The sequence below is a fragment of the Micromonospora tulbaghiae genome (genome assembly GCF_900091605.1).
Taxonomy (GTDB): domain Bacteria; phylum Actinomycetota; class Actinomycetes; order Mycobacteriales; family Micromonosporaceae; genus Micromonospora; species Micromonospora tulbaghiae.
The window spans coordinates 96,402-115,201 of the sequence record NZ_FMCQ01000010.1 but is presented as its reverse complement, the minus strand read 5'-3'; the positions used below and the strand labels follow the sequence as shown (position 1 = coordinate 115,201).

The following is an 18,800-nucleotide window of genomic DNA, read 5'->3' as shown; positions in this document are numbered from 1 at the left end:
CGTCCTCACAGCCGGCGTACGCGCAGCACGCACGTCAGCATCGGAAGCGTGAACTCCCCGTCGGCCGTCTCCGGCCGGCTGGCCAGGTACGCGCGGATGCGGTCGAGGGTCTCCGTGCGCTCCTGTTCCGGCATGACCAGCATCCCGGCCCTGGTGGCGAGCGTCGCCACCAGCGAATCGGCGGTACGGCGCTGCCCGTGCGGGAACTCCGCCTGCTCGGGCGAGCCGAACCGGGCCTCGCCGGTCGTCGGCAGGTGCATCGTCGCTGTGGCGACGCGCCAGCTCGCGGGCGTGTCGCGGGGGCCGATGGCGGCGCTTCCGCTGACCGCCGCGAGCCCTGCCACCCAGTCGACCCGGTCGTCCACGACGTTCCACAGTCCGGCAAGGACACCGCCGGGTGCGAGGACGCGGGCGATCTCCGGCCCGGCGACGGCCATGTCGAACCAGTGCATGGCGTTGCCGGCGACCACGGCGTCCACGGAGGCGCCCGGCAGGGGGATCGCCTCGGCGCTGCCGGACAGCGCACGGACGTCCGGCACTGTGCGGCGGAGTTCGGCGAGCATCTCCGGGTCCGGCTCGACGGCAGTCACGTCGCCGCTCACCTCGGCCAGCGTGGCGGTGAGCTTGCCGGTGCCCGCGCCGAGGTCGAGCACCCGCGCGCCGGGTGCGGGTTCGAGCGCCCACCGCAGGGCGGCCCGCGCGTAGTCCGGTCGGTGTTCGGCGTACGCGGTCGCTGCCGCGCCGAACGACGAGGAGTGCCGACGTCGTGCGTCTTCGTCCATCCGGTCACCCTATCGACGGCCCGCGATCGTCGTGGCCCTCGACGTCGGCCCGCCTCACTACCATTCGCGCATGGCCGCCGCAGCACCTGTCGAAGCGACCTTCTTCGGAACGTCGTCCCTCCACGTGTCGGACGGGATCTCGGGGATCCTGATCGACGGCTTCTTCTCCCGGCCCTCTCTCCTTCGCGTCGCGCTGGGCCGCGTCGCACCGGACCGAGGGCGGATCACCAGCGCCCTCTCCCGGGCCGGGGTGACCCGTCTCGACGCGCTGTTCGTCGCCCATTCCCACTACGACCACGCCATGGATGCCCCCGAGGTCGTCAAGCACCTCGGAGGCAGGCTGTTCGGTTCCGAGTCGACCCTGAACGTGGGGCGCGGCTCGGGCCTCGCCGAGCAGGCGATGACGCGTATCGCGGACGGAGACGCGCACACAGTCGGCGCGTTCACAGTGCGTCCGCTCGGCGGTGTGCACAGCCCCGGCAACAGGTTCCCGGGCGTGATCGAGGAGCCGTTCGTGCCGCCGGCCAGGGCGAGCAGCTACCGCGACGGCGGGTGCTTCTCGTTCCTCGTCACCCACCCCAGCGGCGCGATGCTCATCCACCCGAGCGCCAACGTCGTGCCGAACCAGTTCGACGGAATCGATGTCGACGTCCTCTACCTCGGTGTCGGCGCCCTGGGCGCGCAGTCACATCGGTTCCAGGACGACTACTGGCGGCACGTGGTGGAGGCGACCCGGCCCCGCATCGTCGTGCCGATCCACTGGGACAACTTCTTCGTCGCGCTGGACCGGACGTTGCGGCCGCTGCCCGCCCTTCTCGACAAGTTCGCCACGACGACGGAGTTCCTCCGCCGCAAGAGTGCGGAGAGCGGCATCCCGGTGCGGTTCCAGGACGCCTTCGAGGTCATCAGACCGTTCGTTCGCTAGGCCGCCGACCCGCCGCACGACGACGGGCGCCTGCGTACCCATCAGGTCACGTCGCCCGGCCGGCTACGGCGCGAGCGCCGAGGCGATGAGGGCTACCGTCCTGTCGTCGTCCTTCGCCAACCGTTCCAGCACGGCGCGCCCAGGGCACGCCGGATCTGCTGTAGCGACAGTCCCAGCGAGCGCAGGCTCTCCACGTGGAAGATGCGGCGGGCGTCCTCGGCGACAGGGACCACCTCCTGCGTCCCAGTGAAGACCTTGCCACGGTGTCAGGGTCAAGCGACGCCGCCGTTTCCAATTAACGGATTACCGGTAACAACATTCCACCAATTCATACCGGCAAACCAGGTCAAATCGCCACCACATCATAATGACAGTTATGTGCGCGTGGCGACGTGGCGGCGAGGGACCACGCCTCGGCCCGCCCTGCGGACTACGGTGAGGCGGTCGCATCCGAGGGGAGGGTGGCAATGCGGATCGCGATTGCGGGCGCGACGGGCCGAATCGGGGCGCTGACCGCGGACGCGCTGAAGCGGCAGGGGCACGACGTCGTACGCGTCAGCCGCTCGCTGGGCGTGGATCTGATGACGGGCGACGGGCTGGACGAGGCCCTCGCCGGCGTCGAGGCGGTCATCGACACGACAAACGTGGCGGCAGCGGAGCGTTCCGAGACGGTGGCGTACCTCGGCGCCCTGACCCGCAACCTGCTGGAGGCCGAGCAGCGCGCCGGCGTGCGGCACCACGTGCTGCTGTCGATCGTCGGCATCCACCGGGTCGACGACAATGCCCACTACGCGGGCAAGCGGGAGCAGGAGCGACTGGTGGCAGGCGGACCGGTGCCGTGGACGATCGTGCCGGCCACCCAGTTCCACGACTTCGCCGCCATGGTCACCGGTTGGACCGAGCGCGACGGCGTCGCCACTGTCGCGCCGCTGCTGGTGCAGCCGATTGCGCCCCGGGACGTCGCCGACATCCTCGCCGAGGTCGCCGTCGGCGAACCACAGGGGCATCACGTCGACATCGCCGGACCCGCGACGGAGGATCTCGTCGACATGGCCCGGCGCACCAACGAGGCGCGCGGTCGCCGGGTCCGGCTGGTTCCGACGTGGTCGGGCGTGTTCGGCACGTCGATGTCGGGCAACGTGCTGCTGCCGGGCGACGGCGCGCGCATCGCGCCGACCAGCTTCGACGACTGGCTAGCCGCGGGCGCTCGTTGACGGGCTGACGGCGGCGACGACCAGGTCGACTATGCCGTCGGCGTAGTCGTCGGTCAGCGGGCCGTTGCGCAGCAGCCAGCGGTGGTAGAGCGGGCCGAACAGCAGTTCCACCACCTGGTCCAGCGCCGCGTCGGGGCGGACCTGACCGGCCTCGCGGGCGGCCTCCAGGCGTACGCGAACCGCGTTCAGCTGGGGGCGGAGCAGCCGGTCGCGCGCCTGGCCGGCCAGGTCCTCGTCGGCGAGTGTCTCGATGGTGATGGCCCGGGTGGTCGCCGACAGTCGGGGATCGGCGAACTCGGCGACGGTGGCCCGGAGAACCTGGCGCAGATCTGCGCGCAGGTCGCCGGTGTCGGGCAGGGCGATGACCTCCGGCATGTCGTCGGCGAGCGCGTCCAGGATGACCGCGCCCTTGCCGCGCCACCAGCGGTAGATGGTCTGCTTGCCGACTCCGGCGCGGGCGGCGATCGCCTCGACGGTCAGGGCCGGGTAGCCGGTCTCGGTCAGCAGTTCCAGGGCGGCGGCGAGGATCGCGCGGCGGGACTGCTCGTTGCGGCGGGCGGGCTGCGGGGTCACCCCAAGAGCTTACGCGAGACGAGACGTGCCGTCTTGACGAGGCAGCCGCGCTGTGATCTTCTAAGCGAGACGGACCGTCTCGTCTCAGTGAAGGTCAGGAGAGCAGTTGCCGCACATCGCCATGGTCAGCATCCCGTTCCACGGCCACGTCAACCCGAGCTTGGAGATCATCCGTACCCTCGTGCAGCGCGGTCACCGGGTGACGTACGCCAACGATCCGGCCTTCGCCGAGGTCATCCGGCGCACCGGCGCGGAGCTGAAGCCGTACGCCTCGACGCTGCCCGCCGACGGCGGCGCCGGAACCGACGATCCGATCGAGCAGCTCACGCTCTTCCTCGACGATGCGGTCGCCATGCTGCCGCAGCTGCGGGCCGCCTATGCCGACGACCGGCCGGATCTGTTCCTCTACGACATCGCCGGCGCGCCGGCTCGGCTGCTCGGCGAGCAGTGGGGGATCCCGGCCGTCCAGCTCTCCTCCACGTTCGTGGCGTGGGACGGCTACGAGCAGGAGATGGCGCCCGTCGTGGAGGCGATGCGGGCCGACCCCCGCGGCGCCGACTACTACCGGCGGTTCACGGCGTGGCTGACCGTGGAGGGTTCGTCCGTCACCGACAGCATGGCGTTCCAGGGGCGGCCGGTCCGCAGCCTCGTTCTGCCACCGGAGGCGCTTCAGCCGAACGCCGACCGGGTGGACCGGTCGGTCTACAGCTTCGTCGGGCCGGTCCTGGGGGACCGCTCCGACCAGGGTTCCTGGGTACGGCCGGAGCGCGCCGGAAAGGTGCTGCTGGTTTCGCTCGGCTCGGCCTTCACCCGGCAGCCCGAGTTCTACCGTCGCTGCGTCGCCGCATTCGGTGACCTGCCCGGCTGGCACACCGTTCTGCAGATCGGCGAGCACGTCGATCCCGCCGAACTCGGTCCCGTACCGGACAGCGTCGAGGTCCATCGGTGGGTGCCGCAGCTGGCCGTACTGGAGCAGGCGGACGCCTTCGTCACCCACGCCGGCATGGGCGGCAGCAGCGAAGGTCTCTACTGCGGCACGCCGATGATCGCCGTACCGCAGGCGGCCGACCAGTTCGCGAACGCCGAGCAGCTGGCCGCCCTCGGCGTCGCCCGGGTCGTCGACTCGGCCACCGTCACCGCCGCGGAGCTGCGCGAGACGCTGCTCGCCTTCACGTCGGACCCCGCCGTGGTGGCCCGCAGCGCCGAGTTGAAGCGGCAGGCCCGCGCCGCCGGGGGCGCCGGCCGGGCCGCCGATCTGATCGAGGCCGAACTCACCGCGGCGCGCCGTGGTACCGGGCTGCGTGCCGCGAGCGGCGGGTGAAGCGTGGTCGCGGCGGCCGGGTGCCGCCGCGACCACGCCCCGGTCAGTCCTCCGCCAGCACTGTGAAGGTGAAGGCGGAGCTCGTCGGACGCTTCAGCGGGATGTCGCACTTGACCCGGCGCAGCACCTCGGACCGGGTGAGGCCGAACCGGTGCGCGATGATCCGGTCCGGGCGTACCGGCACCGGGTCGTCGAACGTGACGTTCACCTGGACCGGCCACCCGTCGAGCGGCACCGTGGGCGCGTCGAGCGTCCACGCGCCGGTCCAGTCCAGGGTGAAGCGGCAGCGCCGGGCGAACGCCGGGTCCAGCAGTGTGGCAGCCACCAGGTCGGGATCGTTGAGGTGGTGGCCGTGCAGATCGACGGGGTCGAACGAACCGACCGTCGCCCGCTCGCGGACGGTGAGCTTGACGGTCCGGTCGCAGGACACGCAGTGCACCAGCAGCCACACGTCCAGCAGCTTGCCGTTGGCGTTGACCCGGAACCGTCCCCGGGCGGCGGTGGCCGACTCCGCCCGGCAGGTGACGCAGCGCAGCGACAGCAGCGGAAGGCGGGTCCGGCGTACGACCCAGGGCAGCACGATATGAGGTTGGGATGACATGAGACCTGATCTCTGAAGACCTGACGCGAGGCCGATTACGCGCGGCCTCGGACGCTGTGTCCGGGCGCGCGTGGGCAGCCCGGCGAGCCGGCGCAGGCGTCGGCTACAGGCGTGGGGAACGTGTCAGGTTCTAAAGAGCAGGAGGGGTCACGCGGGATCGTCCTTCTTCGCTGCGATGACAGGTGCAGGGACCGTACGGCACTGCCGAAATCCCTCTCAACCCGTTTTCCGGTGCCGCTGCGTCCCGCATCACTTTCACTCACTAAAAGTTTGCACTGCCTGCAAGATCGCTCGTAGGGTCGTGGCATGACCTCGGATCAGAGCCGCCCCGGCCTGCGTGACCGCAAGAAGCGGCAGACCCGCGCCGCGCTCAGCGCCGCAGCGCTGCGCCTGGTCGCCGAGCGGGGCCTGGACCAGGTGACGGTGGAGGAGATCAGCGAGGCCGCCGACGTGTCGGCCCGCACCTTCTTCAACTACTTCCCGAGCAAGGACGAGGCGCTTCTCGGCGACCAGCCGACCGAGCGCGAGGTGCTTGCCGCCCGCATCGTCGCCGCCCCGCCGGAGCTGTCCGCGTTCGACGCGCTGCGGCTGGCCTTCGACGACGTGGTCGAGGCCATCGAAGCCGATCGGGAGGTGTGGCTGCTGCGCCTGCGGGTGATCGCGGCGAACCCGTCGCTGCTGCCGCGTCTGATCAGCGGCAACGCCGAGACCGAGCAGGTGATCGTCGCGGCGGTGGCCGCCCGGCTGGGGCTCGACCCGTGCCACGGGCACCCGACGCTCGTCACCACTGTCGCCGGCGCGGTCTTCCGCACGGCCCTGATGCAGTGGGTCGAACAACCCGGCACGACGACGCTGCGCGAACTGACCGCCGGGGCGTTCGCCGCCGTCTCCGCCGGCCTGCCCGATCCGTACGCCGCGACCTGACGCCTCCCATCCGTACCGGCCGCCGCCCTCGCGCGCGGCCACTCGCACGTGCACACGACAAGGAGTTCGATGACCACCGCCACTGTTCCGCCCGCCGAGACGGGTACGCGGATGTCACGCCGGGAGGTCCTCCAGGCGTTGTCCGGCCTGATGGTCGGCATGTTCGTGGCGATCCTCGCCTCGACGGTGGTGGCGAACGCGCTGCCCCGGATCATCGCCGACCTCGACGGCAGCCAGACCGTCTACACCTGGATCGTCACCAGCGAGCTGCTCGCGATGACCGCGACGGTGCCGCTGTGGGGCAAGATGGCCGACCTCTACAGCAAGAAGCTCCTCATCCAGCTGTCCCTCGGCCTGTTCGTGGCCGGTTCGCTCGTCGCCGGCTTCACCCCGAACGTCGAGGTGCTGCTGCTCAGCCGGGTCATCCAGGGCATCGGCGCGGGCGGCATGACGGCGCTCGCCACGATCGTCATGGCGGCCATGATCCCGCCGCGTGAGCTGGGCCGGTACGCCGGCATCTTCGGCGCCGTCTTCGGTGTCGGGACCATCGCCGGCCCGCTGATCGGTGGCGTCCTGGTCGACACGTCCTGGCTCGGCTGGCGCTGGTGCTTCCTGATCGGTGTGCCGTTCAGCCTGCTGTCCATCGCGCTGCTCCAGAAGACCCTGCACCTGCCGGTGGTGCGCCGCAAGGTCCGCATCGACTGGCTCGGCGCCCTGCTGATCACCTCGGGCGTCTCCACGCTGCTGATCTGGTCGTCGCTGGCCGGCAACAAGTTCGACTGGGCCTCCGGCTGGACCGCGCTGCTGGTCGGCGGCGGCCTGGCGCTGCTCGCGCTCGCCGTGTTCGTCGAGGCCCGCACCGAGGAGCCGATCATCCCGCTCGGCATCTTCCGCAACCGCACCGTCAGCCTCACCACGGTGGCCAGCATCCTGGTCGGCGTGGCGATGTTCGGCGGCACCGTGTTCCTGTCGCAGTACTTCCAGACCTCGCTGGGCAAGTCGCCGACAGCGGCCGGCCTGATGAGCCTGCCGATGGTCCTCGGCCTGCTGGTCTCCTCGACAGTGGCGGGCCAGCTGATCACCAAGTACGGCCGCTGGAAGATGTTCCTGGTCGCCGGTGCCGCGGTGATGACCGTCGGCATGCTGCTGCTGAGCACCATCGACGCGACCACGAGCGTGCCGGTGCTGTCGGTCTACATGGCGGTGCTGGGTGTCGGCGTGGGCATGCTCCTGCAGAACCTGGTGCTGGCCGCGCAGAACGACGTGCCGGCCGCCGAGCTCGGCGCGGCCACCTCGGTGCTGACGTTCTTCCGCAGCATGGGCGGCGCGGTCGGCGTCAGCGCGCTCGGTGCGGTCCTGGCGAACCGGGTGACCTCGCTGACCGTCGAGCGGCTGGGCCCGATCGCGGCCGGCGGCGGGTCGGCCGAGGTGCCGGACCTGTCCGCCCTGCCGGAACCGGTGCTGCGGGTCGTGCAGGACGTCTACGGCATCGCCACGTCGGAGATGTTCCTCATCGGCGCGCCGTTCGCGCTGCTCGCCCTGATCGTCGTGCTGTTCATCAAGGAGAAGCCGCTGAACACGCTCAGCGGTGACGAGCGCCGGGCCCGCGAGGAAGCAGCCGCCGCCGGCATGCACTGACCACGTCCGACCGAGCGTGGGGCCGCCCCCGGGAGCACCGGGGGCGGCCCCTTCCTGCGTACGGTCAGCGTTCGGTGCGGTCGTTGATCTCGGTGCCGGACTCGCCGGGCATGGCGCCGATCGCCTCCTCGGCGGCCCGGCCGCCGGTGCTCTCGTCGCCCTGCGTCAGCGAGCTGCGGGGCAGCCCGGCCAGGTGCGCCGGGTCCTCGATCGGCTGGGGCGGCCACTGGTCCTGCGTACCGTCGGTCACCCCGGCGCGGCGCAGCGCCTCGACCAGCTGGTCCGGCGACAGGCGGTCGACCTCCTGTATGCCGGCCCCGCGCGCAATCGCCTGCAGTGTCTTCAGGTCTTCGCTCACGAATGTCTCGGCCATGCCCGAGCCTTCCCGGCCCGCAAGACAAGGAAACCGGCGTGCGCCGACGGCCTGCCCGCCCGAGCCGTCGATCATGAAGTTGTACCGGGCAAACCGGACACGGATCGCCGTCAACTTCATGATCGACGCGAAATGAGAGGTTTGGTCAGCGGCGGGCGGGTTTGCGGTCGGGGCGCGGGCGGTCGCGTTCCGGGTCGACGCCGACCTGCACGGCGAAGGCCGGGTCCACGGCCAGTAGCGGCCGGGGGCCGAACAGTGCCATCCCGGTCAGCAGCGTGTCGGTGTCGCGGCCCTGCCAGACCGGGCGGCGCTCCGGGTCGAGGCCGGCGTGCTCGCGGCGCAGCCGCCGCAGCAGCCGGCGGGCGGCGGCGCCGGTCTCCGGCACCTCGGTCAGCCACCAGGCGCCGAGCGCGGTGGCCAGGCAGCACAGCAGCAACCCGGCGACCGAGGCCGGACCGCCGGCGGAACGCCCCTCGACCGCGCTGTCCACCAGCCGGGTCAGCCCGGCCGCGGCGACCGCGAACAGCGGCACCGTGCCCAGCGCGATCCGCCGCCGCTGCGCGCGGGTGAGCAGCCACCCGTCGCGGACCAGCCGCCCGACGGTACGGCGCAGCGCCCGGCCCACGGCCGGGTCGGCGAGCACGGCCGCCCAGGTCTGCGGGCGGCGCAGCGCGGTGTGCAGGGCGCGCACCAGCGGGGGCGAGCCGGGCGGGGGCGGTCCCTGCGCGTGCAGGGTGGCGAGTTCGCCGACGTCGACCCCGCCCGCGCGGCGCAGCGCCGCCACCCCGACCTGGCAGGCCAGCAGCGCCCGGTCGGTCAGGTACGCCAGCTCGACCCGGTCGGGTGTGGCACCCCGGGTACGGCGGCCGGTCAGTTCGCGTACCGCCAGGGCGATCACGACTGCTACGGCGACCGCGCCGAGGTAGTCGAGGAGAAAGATCGGCCCGCTGACTCCCCAGAGCATGGCGGCAAGTATCTCAGGAGCCGTGGCGTACCTCGGTGTCCCAGATCTGTGACCACGGACGCCGCAGTCCTCGCGCGACGAAGATCGGCTCGCCGTTCTCGTCGTTGTCGACATCGACCCGCTGGTCGACCCGGCCCACCTCGGTGACCTCGGTGAACCAGGCACGCAGCCGGTCCGGGCGGGACCAGCCGACGACGATCACCACGTCGGCGTCGTCGGGCGGTCGGCCGAACGTGGCCATGCTGTTGTGCCCGGAGTACGCACGCGGCAGTCCTCGGTCCGGCCCGTAGCGGGCCAGCGCGCCGGCCTCGCCGTAGTTGCCGGTCAGCACCACCGCCCGGTCGCGCTGCGCCGAGGGCAGCGCGCGGTGCACGGCGGCCACCGAGTCGGCGAACTCGGGCCAGCCGATGGTCTCGCCCGCGTCGTAGTTGGCCGCGACCACGAACCCGGGCAGCCGGTCGGCCGGCAGCGTGGGCAGCAGCAGCACCGCGCTGCTCGCGGCCATCAGCACGGCGGCGGTGACCAGCAGCGCCTGCCGGACCCGGGCCGTACCGCGCCGCGCCCACTCGACGGTCGGCACCACACCGGCGGCGGTGAGCACCAGGAGAAGCGGCGCGTCGTAGTAGCCCTTGCCGCCGGCCACCACCACGATCGCCACCACCACCAGCCACGCCCAGGCCAGCGACCGGTACGCCACCCAGGACGGCCGGCGCAGCAGCGCGACCAGCCCGGCGACCCACACCGGAACCGCGAACGGGCTGATGATCAGGAACTGGAGCACCACCGCGTCGATCCGGCCGCTGTAGGAGCTGTCGCCCTCGGCGATCGACGCGGCGACGTCGAGCTGCGGCAAGCCGTGCGCGGCCTGCCACGCCGCGTACGGCACGGCGAGCAGCACGGCGACGCCCGCCCCGGCGAGCACCCACCGGTCCCGCAGCAGCCGGCGCGGCCCGGCGATCAGCAGACCGGCGACCAGGCCCACGCCGAGCAGGGCGGGCAGTGGTTTGTTGAGCAGGCCGACGCCGAGCGCGAGCCCGGCGCCGAGCGCCCACCGGGTGTCGCCGGTGCGCATCATCCGTGCCACGCAGAGCGCGGCGGCCAGCCACACCAGCAGGTCGACGCTCGTGGTGCTGAGCAGGTGGCCGCCGGCCAGGACGATGCCCGAGGCGGCGGCGAGCACCGCCGCGGCCGTCTGGGCGACGCGTCCGGCGCCGAGCTGCCGGGCGATCGCGGCGACCAGCACCACCGCCGCGCCGCCGATGAACGCCGACGGCGTACGCAGCACCACCAGGTTGCCCGGCGCGATCGTGTCGGCCAGCCGCGCCAGCGCCGGCACGAGCGGCCCCTGGTCGACATAGCCCCAGTCGAGGTGCCGCCCGCACAGCAGGAAGTACAGCTCGTCGCGGTGATAGCCGTAGCGACCGGCGAGCGACAGCAGCACAGCGGTGAGGATCGCGCCGACCGCGAGGGGCACGGCGGTACGCGGACCGGCGGGCGGCGGGCCACCGGGCGCGGCGGCCTCGCTCCGATCGATGTCGGCGACTGATTCGGCCACCTGCCCATGATGGCCCCGGCCGGTGGTTCGCCGGTGCCCCGCCGCCCTCGGCCGGGTGGACGGAAACCGGTGGCCGGACGGCCGGGGCGGCGGTTAGCGTGCGCGCCGATGCTGATTCGTGACTACACCGACGCCGACTGGGACCAGGTCCGGCCGATCCTCGCCGACGTCGTCACCGCCGCCGACACGTTCGCGTACGACGCGGACTGGCCGCCGGAGACGTTGCGGGAGGTGTGGGTGGAGCGCCCGCCGGGGCGTACCTCGGTCGCGGTGGACCACGACGGCACGGTGCGGGGCACCGCGAAGATGGGCCCGAACCGGCCCGGGCCGGGGTCGCACGTGGCGACCGCGAGCTTCATGGTCGCGGCGGACGCCCGCGGCCGGGGTGTGGGCCGGGCGCTGTGCGAGGAGGCGCTGGACTGGGCCCGGCGGCAGGGTTTCGCCGCGATGCAGTTCAACGCCGTGGTGGAGACCAACACGTCGGCCGTGGCGCTGTACCGGCGGCTCGGCTTCAGCGTGATCGGCACCGTGCCGGAGTCGTTCGGGCACCCGACGATGGGACGGGTGGGGCTGCACGTCATGCACCGGCGGCTGTGAGCGCGGCCCGGAACTGTCGGGGGCCGGGGCTAGGTTGACCTGGACCTTCACCACCCGAGGAGCCGCCATGACCACGCTCACCGACCGCCCGCGCGCCGCGCTGCTCGTCATCGACGTGCAGAACGGCGTGGTGAGCGGCGCCCACGACCGCGACCGTGTCGTCGCCACCATCGCCGGCCTGGTCGACCGGGCCCGCGCCGCCGACGTTCCGGTGGTGTGGGTGCAGCACCGCAGTGACCACCTGCCGGCCGACAGCGAGCAGTGGCGGATCGTGCCCGAGCTGTCGCGCCGCGACGACGAGCCGTTGGTGCACAAGGCCTACGGCGACTCCTTCGAGGACACCGACCTGGAGTCGGTGCTCGCCGCCGCGCGGGTGGGCCGGCTGGTCGTGACCGGCGCGCAGACCGACGCGTGCGTCCGCTCCACGCTGCACGGCGCATTCACCCGCGGCTACGACGCCACGCTCGTCGCCGACGCGCACACCACCGAGGATCTGTCCGCCTACGGTGCGCCGCCGCCCGCGCAGGTGATCGCCCACACCAACCTCTACTGGAGTTTCCAGACCGCCCCGGGGCGCACGGCCGGCACCGTCGACGCCGCCGAAGTGGACTTCGCGGCCTGACCCGCGGCCGCGGCGCGAAAACGCCTGGCCGGATCCGGCGGGTTGCTGACAGGCTGCCCGCCATGACCGCTCATGCCCTCGCCGGGGCGCTCGCCGACGAGCGCCGCCGGACCGTGTTCGCCGCGATCGTGCTCGGCGCCCGGGACGTGCCGGCCGTGGTGGCCGGTACCGGCCTGCCCGCCCGCGACGCCGCAGTGGCCGTACGCCGTCTCACCGACGCCGGGGTGCTCGCCGACGACGAGGGCGGGCTGCGGGTCGACGCCGAGCGGCTGCGGGAGTTCGCCCGGGCCGGGGCGGCGGCACCGGCGGTCCCGGCCGCGAACCCGCGCGAGGCGATCCTGCGCACGTTCCTGCGCGACGGCGCGCTGACCCGGCTGCCCGCGCAGCGGGGGCGCCGCCGGGTGCTGCTGGAGCACATCACCGAACGCACCTTCGAACCCGGGCGGCGCTACCCGGAGCGGGAGGTGGACGACGCGCTGCGCCGGTGGTGCGAGGGCGGCGAGGCCGACCACGTGACGCTGCGCCGCTACCTGATCGACGACATGCTGCTCACCCGCGAGCAGGGCGTCTACTGGCGGACCGGGCCGTGACCGGCTGGAGCACGCAGGTCGTGCGACCGGACGAGCCGGACGCGACGCTGATGTTGCGCGAGTACATGGCGGAGATGGTGCGCCGCTGGTACGGCCGCCCGGAGCGGCCCGGTGAGGTCGACGCCGCGCTGGCCGAGGACCCGAGCGACGACCTGGCCCCGCCGACCGGGCTGCTGGTGCTGGCCCGCCGCGACGGCCGGCTCGCCGGTTGCGCCGGGCTCAGGTGGCAGCCGGGCTGGGCCGAGCTGACCCGGGTGTACGTGCGCCCGGAGCACCGGGGCGCCGGGGGCGGGGCGGCGCTGATAGGGGCGATCGAGGCGTACGCCGCCGGCGGCGGGGCGACGCGGATCCGGCTGGACACCCGCTCCGACCTGGTCGAGGCGCGTGCCCTGTACGCCCGGCACGGCTACCGGGAGATCCCCGCCTTCACCAGCGGTCCGTACGCGCAGCACTGGTTCGAGAAGGCGCTCGCGGGCCGAGTTGACGACGTGGCGGAGGCGCGCTAAAACAGAACCAGGAACTTGAGTCACCAGGACTCAACTTGAGACCTTGGGCCAGGAGAACCGAGGAGGCAAGAGCCATGTTGATGCGTACCGACCCGTTCCGCGAGATCGACCGGATCGCCGAGCAGTTCTTCGGCACCACCGCCCGGCCCGCCGTGATGCACCTGGACGCCTATCGCGACGGTGACCACTTCTACGCGGCGTTCGACCTGCCCGGTGTGGACCCGGACAGCATCGACTGCACAGTCGAGCGCAACGTGCTGACCGTCCGCGCCGAGCGTCGCCGTCCCACCGGCGAGAACGTCGAGCTGGTCGCCGCCGAGCGTCCGATGGGCACGTTCACCCGGCAACTGTTCCTGGGCGACACGCTCGACACCGACCGGCTGGAGGCCGGCTACGACAACGGGGTGCTGACGCTGCGCATCCCGATCGCCGAGCGCGCCAAGCCGCGCCGGATCACTGTGAGCACGCCCGCCGAGAACAACGGCCGGCGTCAGCTCACCACCGCCTGAGCACGTCACGCCGACGCGCGGGGGAGGCCGGGACACCGGCCGACCCCGCTTCGTCGTACCGGCGGATCAGCGCGCCTCGTCGCCAAACCCCCCGCCGGCTGAGAACCTTTCTCACATGCTTCGCCCCGAGGTGCTGCCCCGCGCCCGCCCCGCCGCCCTGCCCGCCGGCCCGGCCGACGTCACCGAGGCGTGGCTGCGCAACCGGCGGCTGTCCGAGCACACCCGCGACGCGTACCGCCGCGACGTCACCGGCTGGCTGACCTGGTGCGCCGAGCACGCCGTCGACCCGCTGCGGGCCACCTTCCTGGACGTCAACACCTACGGCCGTGAGCTGGAGTCCACACCCCGCGGCCGCGCGGGCCGCCCGCTCACCCCGGCCACCGTCGCGCGCCGGCTGTCCGCGCTGTCGAGCTGGTACGACTTCCTGGTCAAGCTGGGCGCGGTGCCCGCCAACCCGGTGTCGGCGGCGGACCGGCCGCGCGTCGACCGGGACCACTCCGCCACCGTAGGCCTGACCCCCGACGAGGTCGACGCGCTGATCGCCGCCGCCGAGGCCGACACCGGCCCGGCAGCGGCCCGCAACCGGGCCGCCGTCGCGCTGCTGGCCGACCTGGGGCTGCGGGTCGGGGAACTGGTCGCGCTGGACGTGTCCGACCTGGGCACGGAACGCGGTCACCGCAGCGTCCGCTTCGTCGGCAAGGGCGGCAAGGTACGCCGGCGCGCGCTCACCCCGGGCACCGCGTACGCGGTCGACGCCTACCTGGCCGCACGGGCCGCCGCGCAGGGTGTCACGGTGCCGGCGCTGACCGGTCCGCTGCTGGTCACCGCCACCGGCGGCCGGATGGACCGGCACGCCGTGTTCCGGCTGGTGCGCCGCCTCGCGCAGCGGGCCGGGATCGCCGCGTGGGCGAAGTTGTCGCCGCACTCGCTGCGCCACGCGTTCGCCACCACCGCGCGCTCGGAGGGAGTGCCGCTGGAGGACGTGCAGGACGCGATGGGGCACGCCGATCCGCGTACCACCCGCCGCTACGACCGGGACCGGCACAACCTGGACCGGGATCCGGCGTACGCGATCTGGGCGGCCCGGGCCCGCCGCCGCGGCTGAACCGTCGCACCCGCGCCGTAGGGTGCCGGCATGCGACACGGACTGGAGATCGCCTGCGGCGGCGGCACGCTGACGGTGGCCGAACTCGTGGCGCTCGGTGAGCTGGCCGAGCGGGCCGGCTGGGACGGGGTGTTCCTGGAGGACTATCTCGTCCACCACGCCGGAGACGACCCACCCACCTGGGATCCGTGGCTGGTGCTGGCGGCGGTCGCCGGGCGCACCGAGCGGGTACGGCTGGGGACCACGGTGACCGCGCTGCCCCGGCGCCGGCCGGCCAAGCTGGCGCGGGAGGTGCTCACCCTCGACCACCTGTCCGGGGGCCGGGCCGGCGTCGCGGTCGGAGTCGGCGACCCCGCAGACCGGGGCCTGGCCGCATTCGGCGAGCCCACCGACCTCAGGACCCGCGCCGCGATGCTCGACGAGGGCCTCGACCTGCTGGTGGGACTGCTCGGCGGCGAACCGGTCACGCACCGCGGCGTCCACTACCGGGCCGAGGGCGTGGCGCTGCGTCCCCCGCCCGTGCAGTCGCCCCGGGTGCCGGTCTGGGTGGGCGGCAGCACCCAGGCGAACGCGGTGCTGCGGCGTGCCGCCAGGGCGGACGGGATCGTGCCCTACAAACTGACCGACACCGACGGCTGGTCCGACTTCACGCCCGACGAGGTGGCCGGCCTGGTCGCCGCCCTGCCGGCCCGCCGCGCGGACGGGCAACCGTTCGACGTGGCCGTCGGGGGCCGGCGGCGACGTCCCGACGAGCGCGCCGAGCGGGCCTACCTGGCACAACTGGCGGCGGCGGGTGCCACCTGGTGGCTGGAGTACGTCCCGGCCGCTGATCCGGCCGCGATGCGGGCCGCGGTGCTCCGCGGCCCGCTGCGCTGACCGTCAGCCCTGCGGGCGGGGGCAGAGGCAGAACGGCTGCCCGATCGGGTCGATCAGCACGGTCCACCGCTCGCCGCCGGGCTGGAACTCGGGGCGGGTCGCCCCGGCTGCCACCAGGTCCTTCTCCGCGGCCGCCACGTCGTCGACATAGAGGTCCAGGTGGTAGCGCTTGTCGCCGCTCTCGTCCGGCCAGGCCGGCGGCGTGTAACCGGGCACCAGGCCGAACCCGATCGCCGGGCCGTCCTTGACGATCATGGCGTACTCGGCCTCGCTGTGGGTTGTCTCCCATCCCAGCGCCTTGGCGTAGAAGGCGGCGTGCGCGGCCGGGTCGGAGCTGTCGAGATTGATCATGGCGATGTCGGCGTGAGCTGTCATGCGGACATTCTGCCGCCGATACCCGCCGTTTTCTGTCCGGCACGAGCGCGCGTCGCAACCGGCTGCGCGTCACCGTCCGGTTGCCTACCGTCGACAATGATGGGCAGGCAGCAGGAGTGGCACCACACGGCCCGGCGTCGCCGGCCGCTACGCGCGGGCGTGCTGATCGCCGGTCTCGGCGTGGGCACCTGCCTGATCGGGGTGGCCGGGCTGGCGGCGTGGAACGCACAGGTGGTGCTTCAGGCCGACGGGCCGGTGCGGGACACCGCCGACGGGTTCTTCCGCGACGTCGCGGCCGGTGACACCGACGCGGCGTACGAGCGGCTGTGCGCCGAGGCCCGCGGCAAGTGGAGCCGTACCGGCTTCGGGAGCTGGGTGCGGACCCCGCCGCAGGTGAGCGGCTACGAGATCGTCGACGTGTCGGTGGCGACCCGGTCCGGCAAGCCGACGGGGACGGTGATCGTGCGGATCAACCGCGACGGCGGCGGCAGCGAGGAACGTGAGTTGCCGGTCGTGCCGGAGGGCGGGTCGTGGCGGGTGTGCGGGGATCCCTTCTGAGGCTCAGGCACGCGGGCCGAGGTCCCCCGAGCGGTAGTGGCGCCGACACAGCACCTGGTAGCGCACGTCGGCGCTGTCCACGGTGTCGCCGATGACGACCTGCGCGCCCTCGCGGACCACCCGGCCGGCCACCACGCGGGCGTTGAGCAGCCCTTCCCGGCCGCACCAGCACAGCACCTCGACCTGGATGCGGGCCACCTCGTCGGCCAGTTCGAACAGCCGCTGCGCTGCCGGGAACAGGCAGGAGCGGAAGTCGGTGGCCAGGCCGAAGGCGTAGACGTCGACGTCGAACCGGTCGACCAGCTCGGCCATCTGCTCGATGTGTTCGAGGTTGTAGAACGAGGCCTCGTCGCAGATCAGGTAGTCCACGCGTACCCCCTCGGCCCACGCGTCCCGAACCAGGACCCGCAGGTCGAGGTCGTCGGTGACCTCGACGGCCTCGTGGGCCAGGCCGATGCGGGTGGTGACCTGCGGGCCCAGCGAGCGGTCGATGCGGGTGGTGAGCAGGCCGCGGCGGCCCTGCCGGGCGTGGTTGTGGTTCATCTGCAACGCCATCGTGGACTTGCCGCAGTCCATCGGCCCCCAGAAGAACTTCAGCGCGGCGGCGTGCAGCGGCCGGCCGTCGACGCCGCGGGCGGCGGCGCAGCCGGTGGCTCGGTCGTCGCCGGGCCCCGGCAGGGGGCGGGCCAGGCAGGTCGGGGCGGCGTCGTCGGTCACGTCGGGGCAGCCTAGTCCATCGACGCCGCCTGATTCGGCGCGCGATGATCCACAGGTCGGGGCGCGGGGGTCAGAGCACCCGGGGCGGGGTGTTGCCGGCGGCGATGATGGCCCGGCGCATTGGCACGGCGGCCAGGAGCGCGAAGCCGACCACGAAGAAGATCAGCAGCGACACCAGGCCCACCCGGTACGACGAGGTCAGCTGGAATACCAGGCCGAACGCCAGCGGGCCGAGCCAGCTGGTGCCCTTGTCGCTGATCTCGTAGAAGCCGTAGTACTCGCCCTCCTTGCCCGCCGGGATGAGCTGGCTGAACAGCGACCGGCTCAGCGCCTGGCTGCCGCCGAGCACCAGGCCGATGCAGCCACCGAGGATCATGAACGGCACGGGCGCCTCGGCGGGCAGCCGGAACGCGGCGATGATCACACCGGTCCAGAGCACCAGCGACAGCAGCACGGTCTTCCACGCGCCGATGCGCTTGGCGAGCGCGCCGAGGGCGAGCGCGCCGCCGAAGGCGAGGAACTGCACCAGCAGGATGGTCACGATCAGAGTGCTCTGCTCCAGTCGCAGTTCCTCGGTGCCGTACTGGCTGGCGAGGGTGATGACGGTCTGGATGCCGTCGTTGAAGACCAGGAAGGCGAGCAGGAAGTACAGCGTCAGCGGGTACGCCTTGATCTCGCGCAGGGTGCGCCCGAGCTGCCGGAACCCGTCGGTGAGCACGTTGCCGCCCGCCTGCAGGGCCGCGGCGGTGGGGTGTTCGCGCAGCCAGCGCAGCGGGACCAGGGTGAACGCGGCCCACCACACGCCGGCCGACACGATCGACCAGCGGGCCAGGTCCAGCGTGCGCTGGGCGTTGCCCTCCTCGCTGAGCATGGTGACGGCGACCAGGTTGAGCGCGAGCAGCAGCCCGCCGCCGAGGTAGCCGATGGCCCAGCCGCGGCTGGAGATGCCGTCGCGGTCGTCCGGGCCGCCGAGTTGCGGCAGGAACGAGTTGTAGACGACCACGGCGGCGCCGAAGGAGATGTTCGCGATCAGGAACAGCGCGCCGCCGAGCAGGTAGCGCTCACCGGTGACGAACGCGAACGCGATGGTGGCGCCGGCGCCGGTGAACGCGGCGGCGGCGAGCAGCCGCTTCTTGTGCGCCGACCGGTCGGCGATCGCGCCGATCACCGGCAGCACGAACACGGTGAGGAAGACCGACAGCGAGATCAGGTACGGGTAGAACGAGCCGGCGGCGACCTTGATGCCGAGCGGGTACACGGCGCCGTCGCAGCTGTCCGCGCCCAGTTCGCAGCCGGCGGCCAGCTCGGTGACGGTGGTCAGGAACGGCCCGAGGAAGACCGTGATGACTGTGGTCTGGAACGCGGAGTTCGCCCAGTCGTAGAAGTACCAGCCGGTGCGCTCGCGGCGGGTGCTGCCCGGTCCGGCGGGGTCGGCGACGGCGGGGGTGACCGTATCGGCCATCGGGGGTCGTCCT

General features: G+C 72.8%; 22 protein-coding genes. 13 read left to right on the top strand and 9 right to left on the bottom strand.

The window, feature by feature from the left end:
• Nucleotides 1-5: 5 nt before the first annotated feature.
• On the bottom strand, nt 6-782 hold the full coding sequence (locus GA0070562_RS25820; RefSeq protein WP_091426941.1) for a class I SAM-dependent methyltransferase: 777 nt from the start codon (nt 780-782) through the stop codon (nt 6-8).
• A 31-nt stretch (nt 783-813) separates the two neighbouring features.
• Here GA0070562_RS25820 and GA0070562_RS25815 point away from each other — a divergent pair, with 31 nt between their 5' ends.
• Together GA0070562_RS25815 and GA0070562_RS25810 are read left to right on the top strand one after the other, a co-directional pair.
• On the top strand, nt 814-1,707 hold the full coding sequence (locus GA0070562_RS25815; RefSeq protein WP_254663871.1) for an MBL fold metallo-hydrolase: 894 nt from the start codon (nt 814-816) through the stop codon (nt 1,705-1,707).
• A gap of 467 nt (nt 1,708-2,174) precedes the next feature.
• On the top strand, nt 2,175-2,921 hold the full coding sequence (locus tag GA0070562_RS25810) for an SDR family oxidoreductase (RefSeq protein WP_091426940.1): 747 nt from the start codon (nt 2,175-2,177) through the stop codon (nt 2,919-2,921).
• Here the strand turns inward: GA0070562_RS25810 and GA0070562_RS25805 are convergent.
• A complete protein-coding gene (locus GA0070562_RS25805) occupies nt 2,901-3,494 on the bottom strand; it encodes a TetR/AcrR family transcriptional regulator (protein ID WP_091426939.1) in 594 nt (197 codons plus the stop codon). The genes GA0070562_RS25810 and GA0070562_RS25805 overlap by 21 nt on opposite strands.
• A gap of 121 nt (nt 3,495-3,615) precedes the next feature.
• On the opposite strand from GA0070562_RS25805, the gene GA0070562_RS25800 reads away from it, so the two are divergent.
• Entirely contained in the window at nt 3,616-4,815 is a 1,200-nt protein-coding gene (locus GA0070562_RS25800; protein WP_372443373.1) for a macrolide family glycosyltransferase, read from the top strand.
• A 43-nt stretch (nt 4,816-4,858) separates the two neighbouring features.
• Here GA0070562_RS25800 and GA0070562_RS25795 read toward each other — a convergent pair whose 3' ends face one another.
• Nucleotides 4,859-5,395 (bottom strand): DUF1062 domain-containing protein, encoded by a 537-nt coding sequence (locus GA0070562_RS25795; RefSeq protein WP_225853373.1) that lies wholly within the window; start codon nt 5,393-5,395, stop codon nt 4,859-4,861.
• Nucleotides 5,396-5,722: 327 nt separating this feature from the next.
• On the opposite strand from GA0070562_RS25795, the gene GA0070562_RS25790 reads away from it, so the two are divergent.
• A complete protein-coding gene (locus GA0070562_RS25790; protein ID WP_091426936.1) occupies nt 5,723-6,340 on the top strand; it encodes an acyl-CoA-like ligand-binding transcription factor in 618 nt (205 codons plus the stop codon).
• 69 nt (nt 6,341-6,409) lie between these two features.
• Nucleotides 6,410-7,978 carry an MDR family MFS transporter gene (locus tag GA0070562_RS25785; RefSeq protein WP_091426935.1) on the top strand — a complete coding sequence of 523 codons (1,569 nt, stop codon included), beginning with the start codon at nt 6,410-6,412 and terminating at the stop codon, nt 7,976-7,978.
• Between the two features lie 64 nt (nt 7,979-8,042).
• Here GA0070562_RS25785 and GA0070562_RS25780 read toward each other — a convergent pair whose 3' ends face one another.
• The 3 genes from GA0070562_RS25780 to GA0070562_RS25770 form a co-directional block, all read right to left on the bottom strand.
• Nucleotides 8,043-8,351: a hypothetical protein gene (locus GA0070562_RS25780; RefSeq protein ID WP_091426934.1), complete on the bottom strand. Its 309-nt coding sequence runs from the start codon at nt 8,349-8,351 to the stop codon at nt 8,043-8,045.
• Nucleotides 8,352-8,496: 145 nt separating this feature from the next.
• On the bottom strand, nt 8,497-9,315 hold the full coding sequence (locus GA0070562_RS25775; protein ID WP_091426933.1) for a TIGR04222 domain-containing membrane protein: 819 nt from the start codon (nt 9,313-9,315) through the stop codon (nt 8,497-8,499).
• A gap of 13 nt (nt 9,316-9,328) precedes the next feature.
• On the bottom strand, nt 9,329-10,870 hold the full coding sequence (locus tag GA0070562_RS25770) for an ArnT family glycosyltransferase (RefSeq protein ID WP_091426932.1): 1,542 nt from the start codon (nt 10,868-10,870) through the stop codon (nt 9,329-9,331).
• Between the two features lie 108 nt (nt 10,871-10,978).
• Between GA0070562_RS25770 and GA0070562_RS25765 the strand changes: the two genes are divergently transcribed.
• From GA0070562_RS25765 to GA0070562_RS25735, 7 genes are all read left to right on the top strand, one after another.
• A complete protein-coding gene (locus tag GA0070562_RS25765; RefSeq protein WP_091426931.1) occupies nt 10,979-11,467 on the top strand; it encodes a GNAT family N-acetyltransferase in 489 nt (162 codons plus the stop codon).
• A gap of 67 nt (nt 11,468-11,534) precedes the next feature.
• A complete protein-coding gene (locus GA0070562_RS25760) occupies nt 11,535-12,089 on the top strand; it encodes an isochorismatase family protein (protein WP_091426930.1) in 555 nt (184 codons plus the stop codon).
• Nucleotides 12,090-12,151: 62 nt separating this feature from the next.
• Nucleotides 12,152-12,679: a DUF2087 domain-containing protein gene (locus GA0070562_RS25755; RefSeq protein WP_091426929.1), complete on the top strand. Its 528-nt coding sequence runs from the start codon at nt 12,152-12,154 to the stop codon at nt 12,677-12,679.
• Entirely contained in the window at nt 12,676-13,185 is a 510-nt protein-coding gene (locus GA0070562_RS25750) for a GNAT family N-acetyltransferase (protein WP_225853372.1), read from the top strand. Before GA0070562_RS25755 ends, GA0070562_RS25750 begins: the two co-directional genes overlap by 4 nt.
• Nucleotides 13,186-13,259: 74 nt before the next feature.
• Nucleotides 13,260-13,694, top strand: a complete 435-nt coding sequence (locus GA0070562_RS25745) for an Hsp20/alpha crystallin family protein (RefSeq protein WP_091426928.1) — start codon at nt 13,260-13,262, stop codon at nt 13,692-13,694.
• 115 nt (nt 13,695-13,809) lie between these two features.
• The gene (locus GA0070562_RS25740) at nt 13,810-14,799 is read left to right on the top strand and encodes a tyrosine-type recombinase/integrase (RefSeq protein WP_091426927.1); all 990 of its coding nucleotides are present in this window, start codon (nt 13,810-13,812) and stop codon (nt 14,797-14,799) included.
• Between the two features lie 30 nt (nt 14,800-14,829).
• On the top strand, nt 14,830-15,675 hold the full coding sequence (locus GA0070562_RS25735; RefSeq protein WP_091426926.1) for an LLM class flavin-dependent oxidoreductase: 846 nt from the start codon (nt 14,830-14,832) through the stop codon (nt 15,673-15,675).
• Between the two features lie 3 nt (nt 15,676-15,678).
• On the opposite strand, the gene GA0070562_RS25730 is transcribed toward GA0070562_RS25735, so the two are convergent.
• Nucleotides 15,679-16,050: a VOC family protein gene (locus GA0070562_RS25730; protein ID WP_091426925.1), complete on the bottom strand. Its 372-nt coding sequence runs from the start codon at nt 16,048-16,050 to the stop codon at nt 15,679-15,681.
• Nucleotides 16,051-16,149: 99 nt separating this feature from the next.
• Between GA0070562_RS25730 and GA0070562_RS25725 the strand changes: the two genes are divergently transcribed.
• Nucleotides 16,150-16,608, top strand: coding sequence for an Rv0361 family membrane protein (locus GA0070562_RS25725; protein ID WP_091426924.1), 459 nt, complete (start codon nt 16,150-16,152; stop codon nt 16,606-16,608).
• Between the two features lie 3 nt (nt 16,609-16,611).
• Here the strand turns inward: GA0070562_RS25725 and GA0070562_RS25720 are convergent, their stop codons facing one another.
• Nucleotides 16,612-17,298 (bottom strand): thymidine kinase, encoded by a 687-nt coding sequence (locus tag GA0070562_RS25720; protein ID WP_372443374.1) that lies wholly within the window; start codon nt 17,296-17,298, stop codon nt 16,612-16,614.
• Nucleotides 17,299-17,395: 97 nt separating this feature from the next.
• Nucleotides 17,396-18,787, bottom strand: coding sequence for an MFS transporter (locus GA0070562_RS25715; RefSeq protein WP_091426922.1), 1,392 nt, complete (start codon nt 18,785-18,787; stop codon nt 17,396-17,398).
• Nucleotides 18,788-18,800: the final 13 nt, after the last annotated feature.

Bases quoted from the DNA above. Each gene is read 5' to 3' on its own strand.
- GA0070562_RS25820 (WP_091426941.1), bottom strand. From the start codon at position 782: ATGGACGAAGACGCACGACGTCGGCACTCCTCGTCGTTCGGCGCGGCA.
- GA0070562_RS25810 (WP_091426940.1), top strand. From the start codon at position 2,175: ATGCGGATCGCGATTGCGGGCGCGACGGGCCGAATCGGGGCGCTGACC.
- GA0070562_RS25800 (WP_372443373.1), top strand. From the start codon at position 3,616: ATGGTCAGCATCCCGTTCCACGGCCACGTCAACCCGAGCTTGGAGATC.
- GA0070562_RS25790 (WP_091426936.1), top strand. From the start codon at position 5,723: ATGACCTCGGATCAGAGCCGCCCCGGCCTGCGTGACCGCAAGAAGCGG.
- GA0070562_RS25785 (WP_091426935.1), top strand. From the start codon at position 6,410: ATGACCACCGCCACTGTTCCGCCCGCCGAGACGGGTACGCGGATGTCA.
- GA0070562_RS25780 (WP_091426934.1), bottom strand. From the start codon at position 8,351: ATGGCCGAGACATTCGTGAGCGAAGACCTGAAGACACTGCAGGCGATT.
- GA0070562_RS25775 (WP_091426933.1), bottom strand. From the start codon at position 9,315: ATGCTCTGGGGAGTCAGCGGGCCGATCTTTCTCCTCGACTACCTCGGC.
- GA0070562_RS25765 (WP_091426931.1), top strand. From the start codon at position 10,979: ATGCTGATTCGTGACTACACCGACGCCGACTGGGACCAGGTCCGGCCG.
- GA0070562_RS25760 (WP_091426930.1), top strand. From the start codon at position 11,535: ATGACCACGCTCACCGACCGCCCGCGCGCCGCGCTGCTCGTCATCGAC.
- GA0070562_RS25755 (WP_091426929.1), top strand. From the start codon at position 12,152: ATGACCGCTCATGCCCTCGCCGGGGCGCTCGCCGACGAGCGCCGCCGG.
- GA0070562_RS25745 (WP_091426928.1), top strand. From the start codon at position 13,260: ATGTTGATGCGTACCGACCCGTTCCGCGAGATCGACCGGATCGCCGAG.
- GA0070562_RS25740 (WP_091426927.1), top strand. From the start codon at position 13,810: ATGCTTCGCCCCGAGGTGCTGCCCCGCGCCCGCCCCGCCGCCCTGCCC.
- GA0070562_RS25735 (WP_091426926.1), top strand. From the start codon at position 14,830: ATGCGACACGGACTGGAGATCGCCTGCGGCGGCGGCACGCTGACGGTG.
- GA0070562_RS25730 (WP_091426925.1), bottom strand. From the start codon at position 16,050: ATGACAGCTCACGCCGACATCGCCATGATCAATCTCGACAGCTCCGAC.
- GA0070562_RS25725 (WP_091426924.1), top strand. From the start codon at position 16,150: ATGGGCAGGCAGCAGGAGTGGCACCACACGGCCCGGCGTCGCCGGCCG.
- GA0070562_RS25715 (WP_091426922.1), bottom strand. From the start codon at position 18,787: ATGGCCGATACGGTCACCCCCGCCGTCGCCGACCCCGCCGGACCGGGC.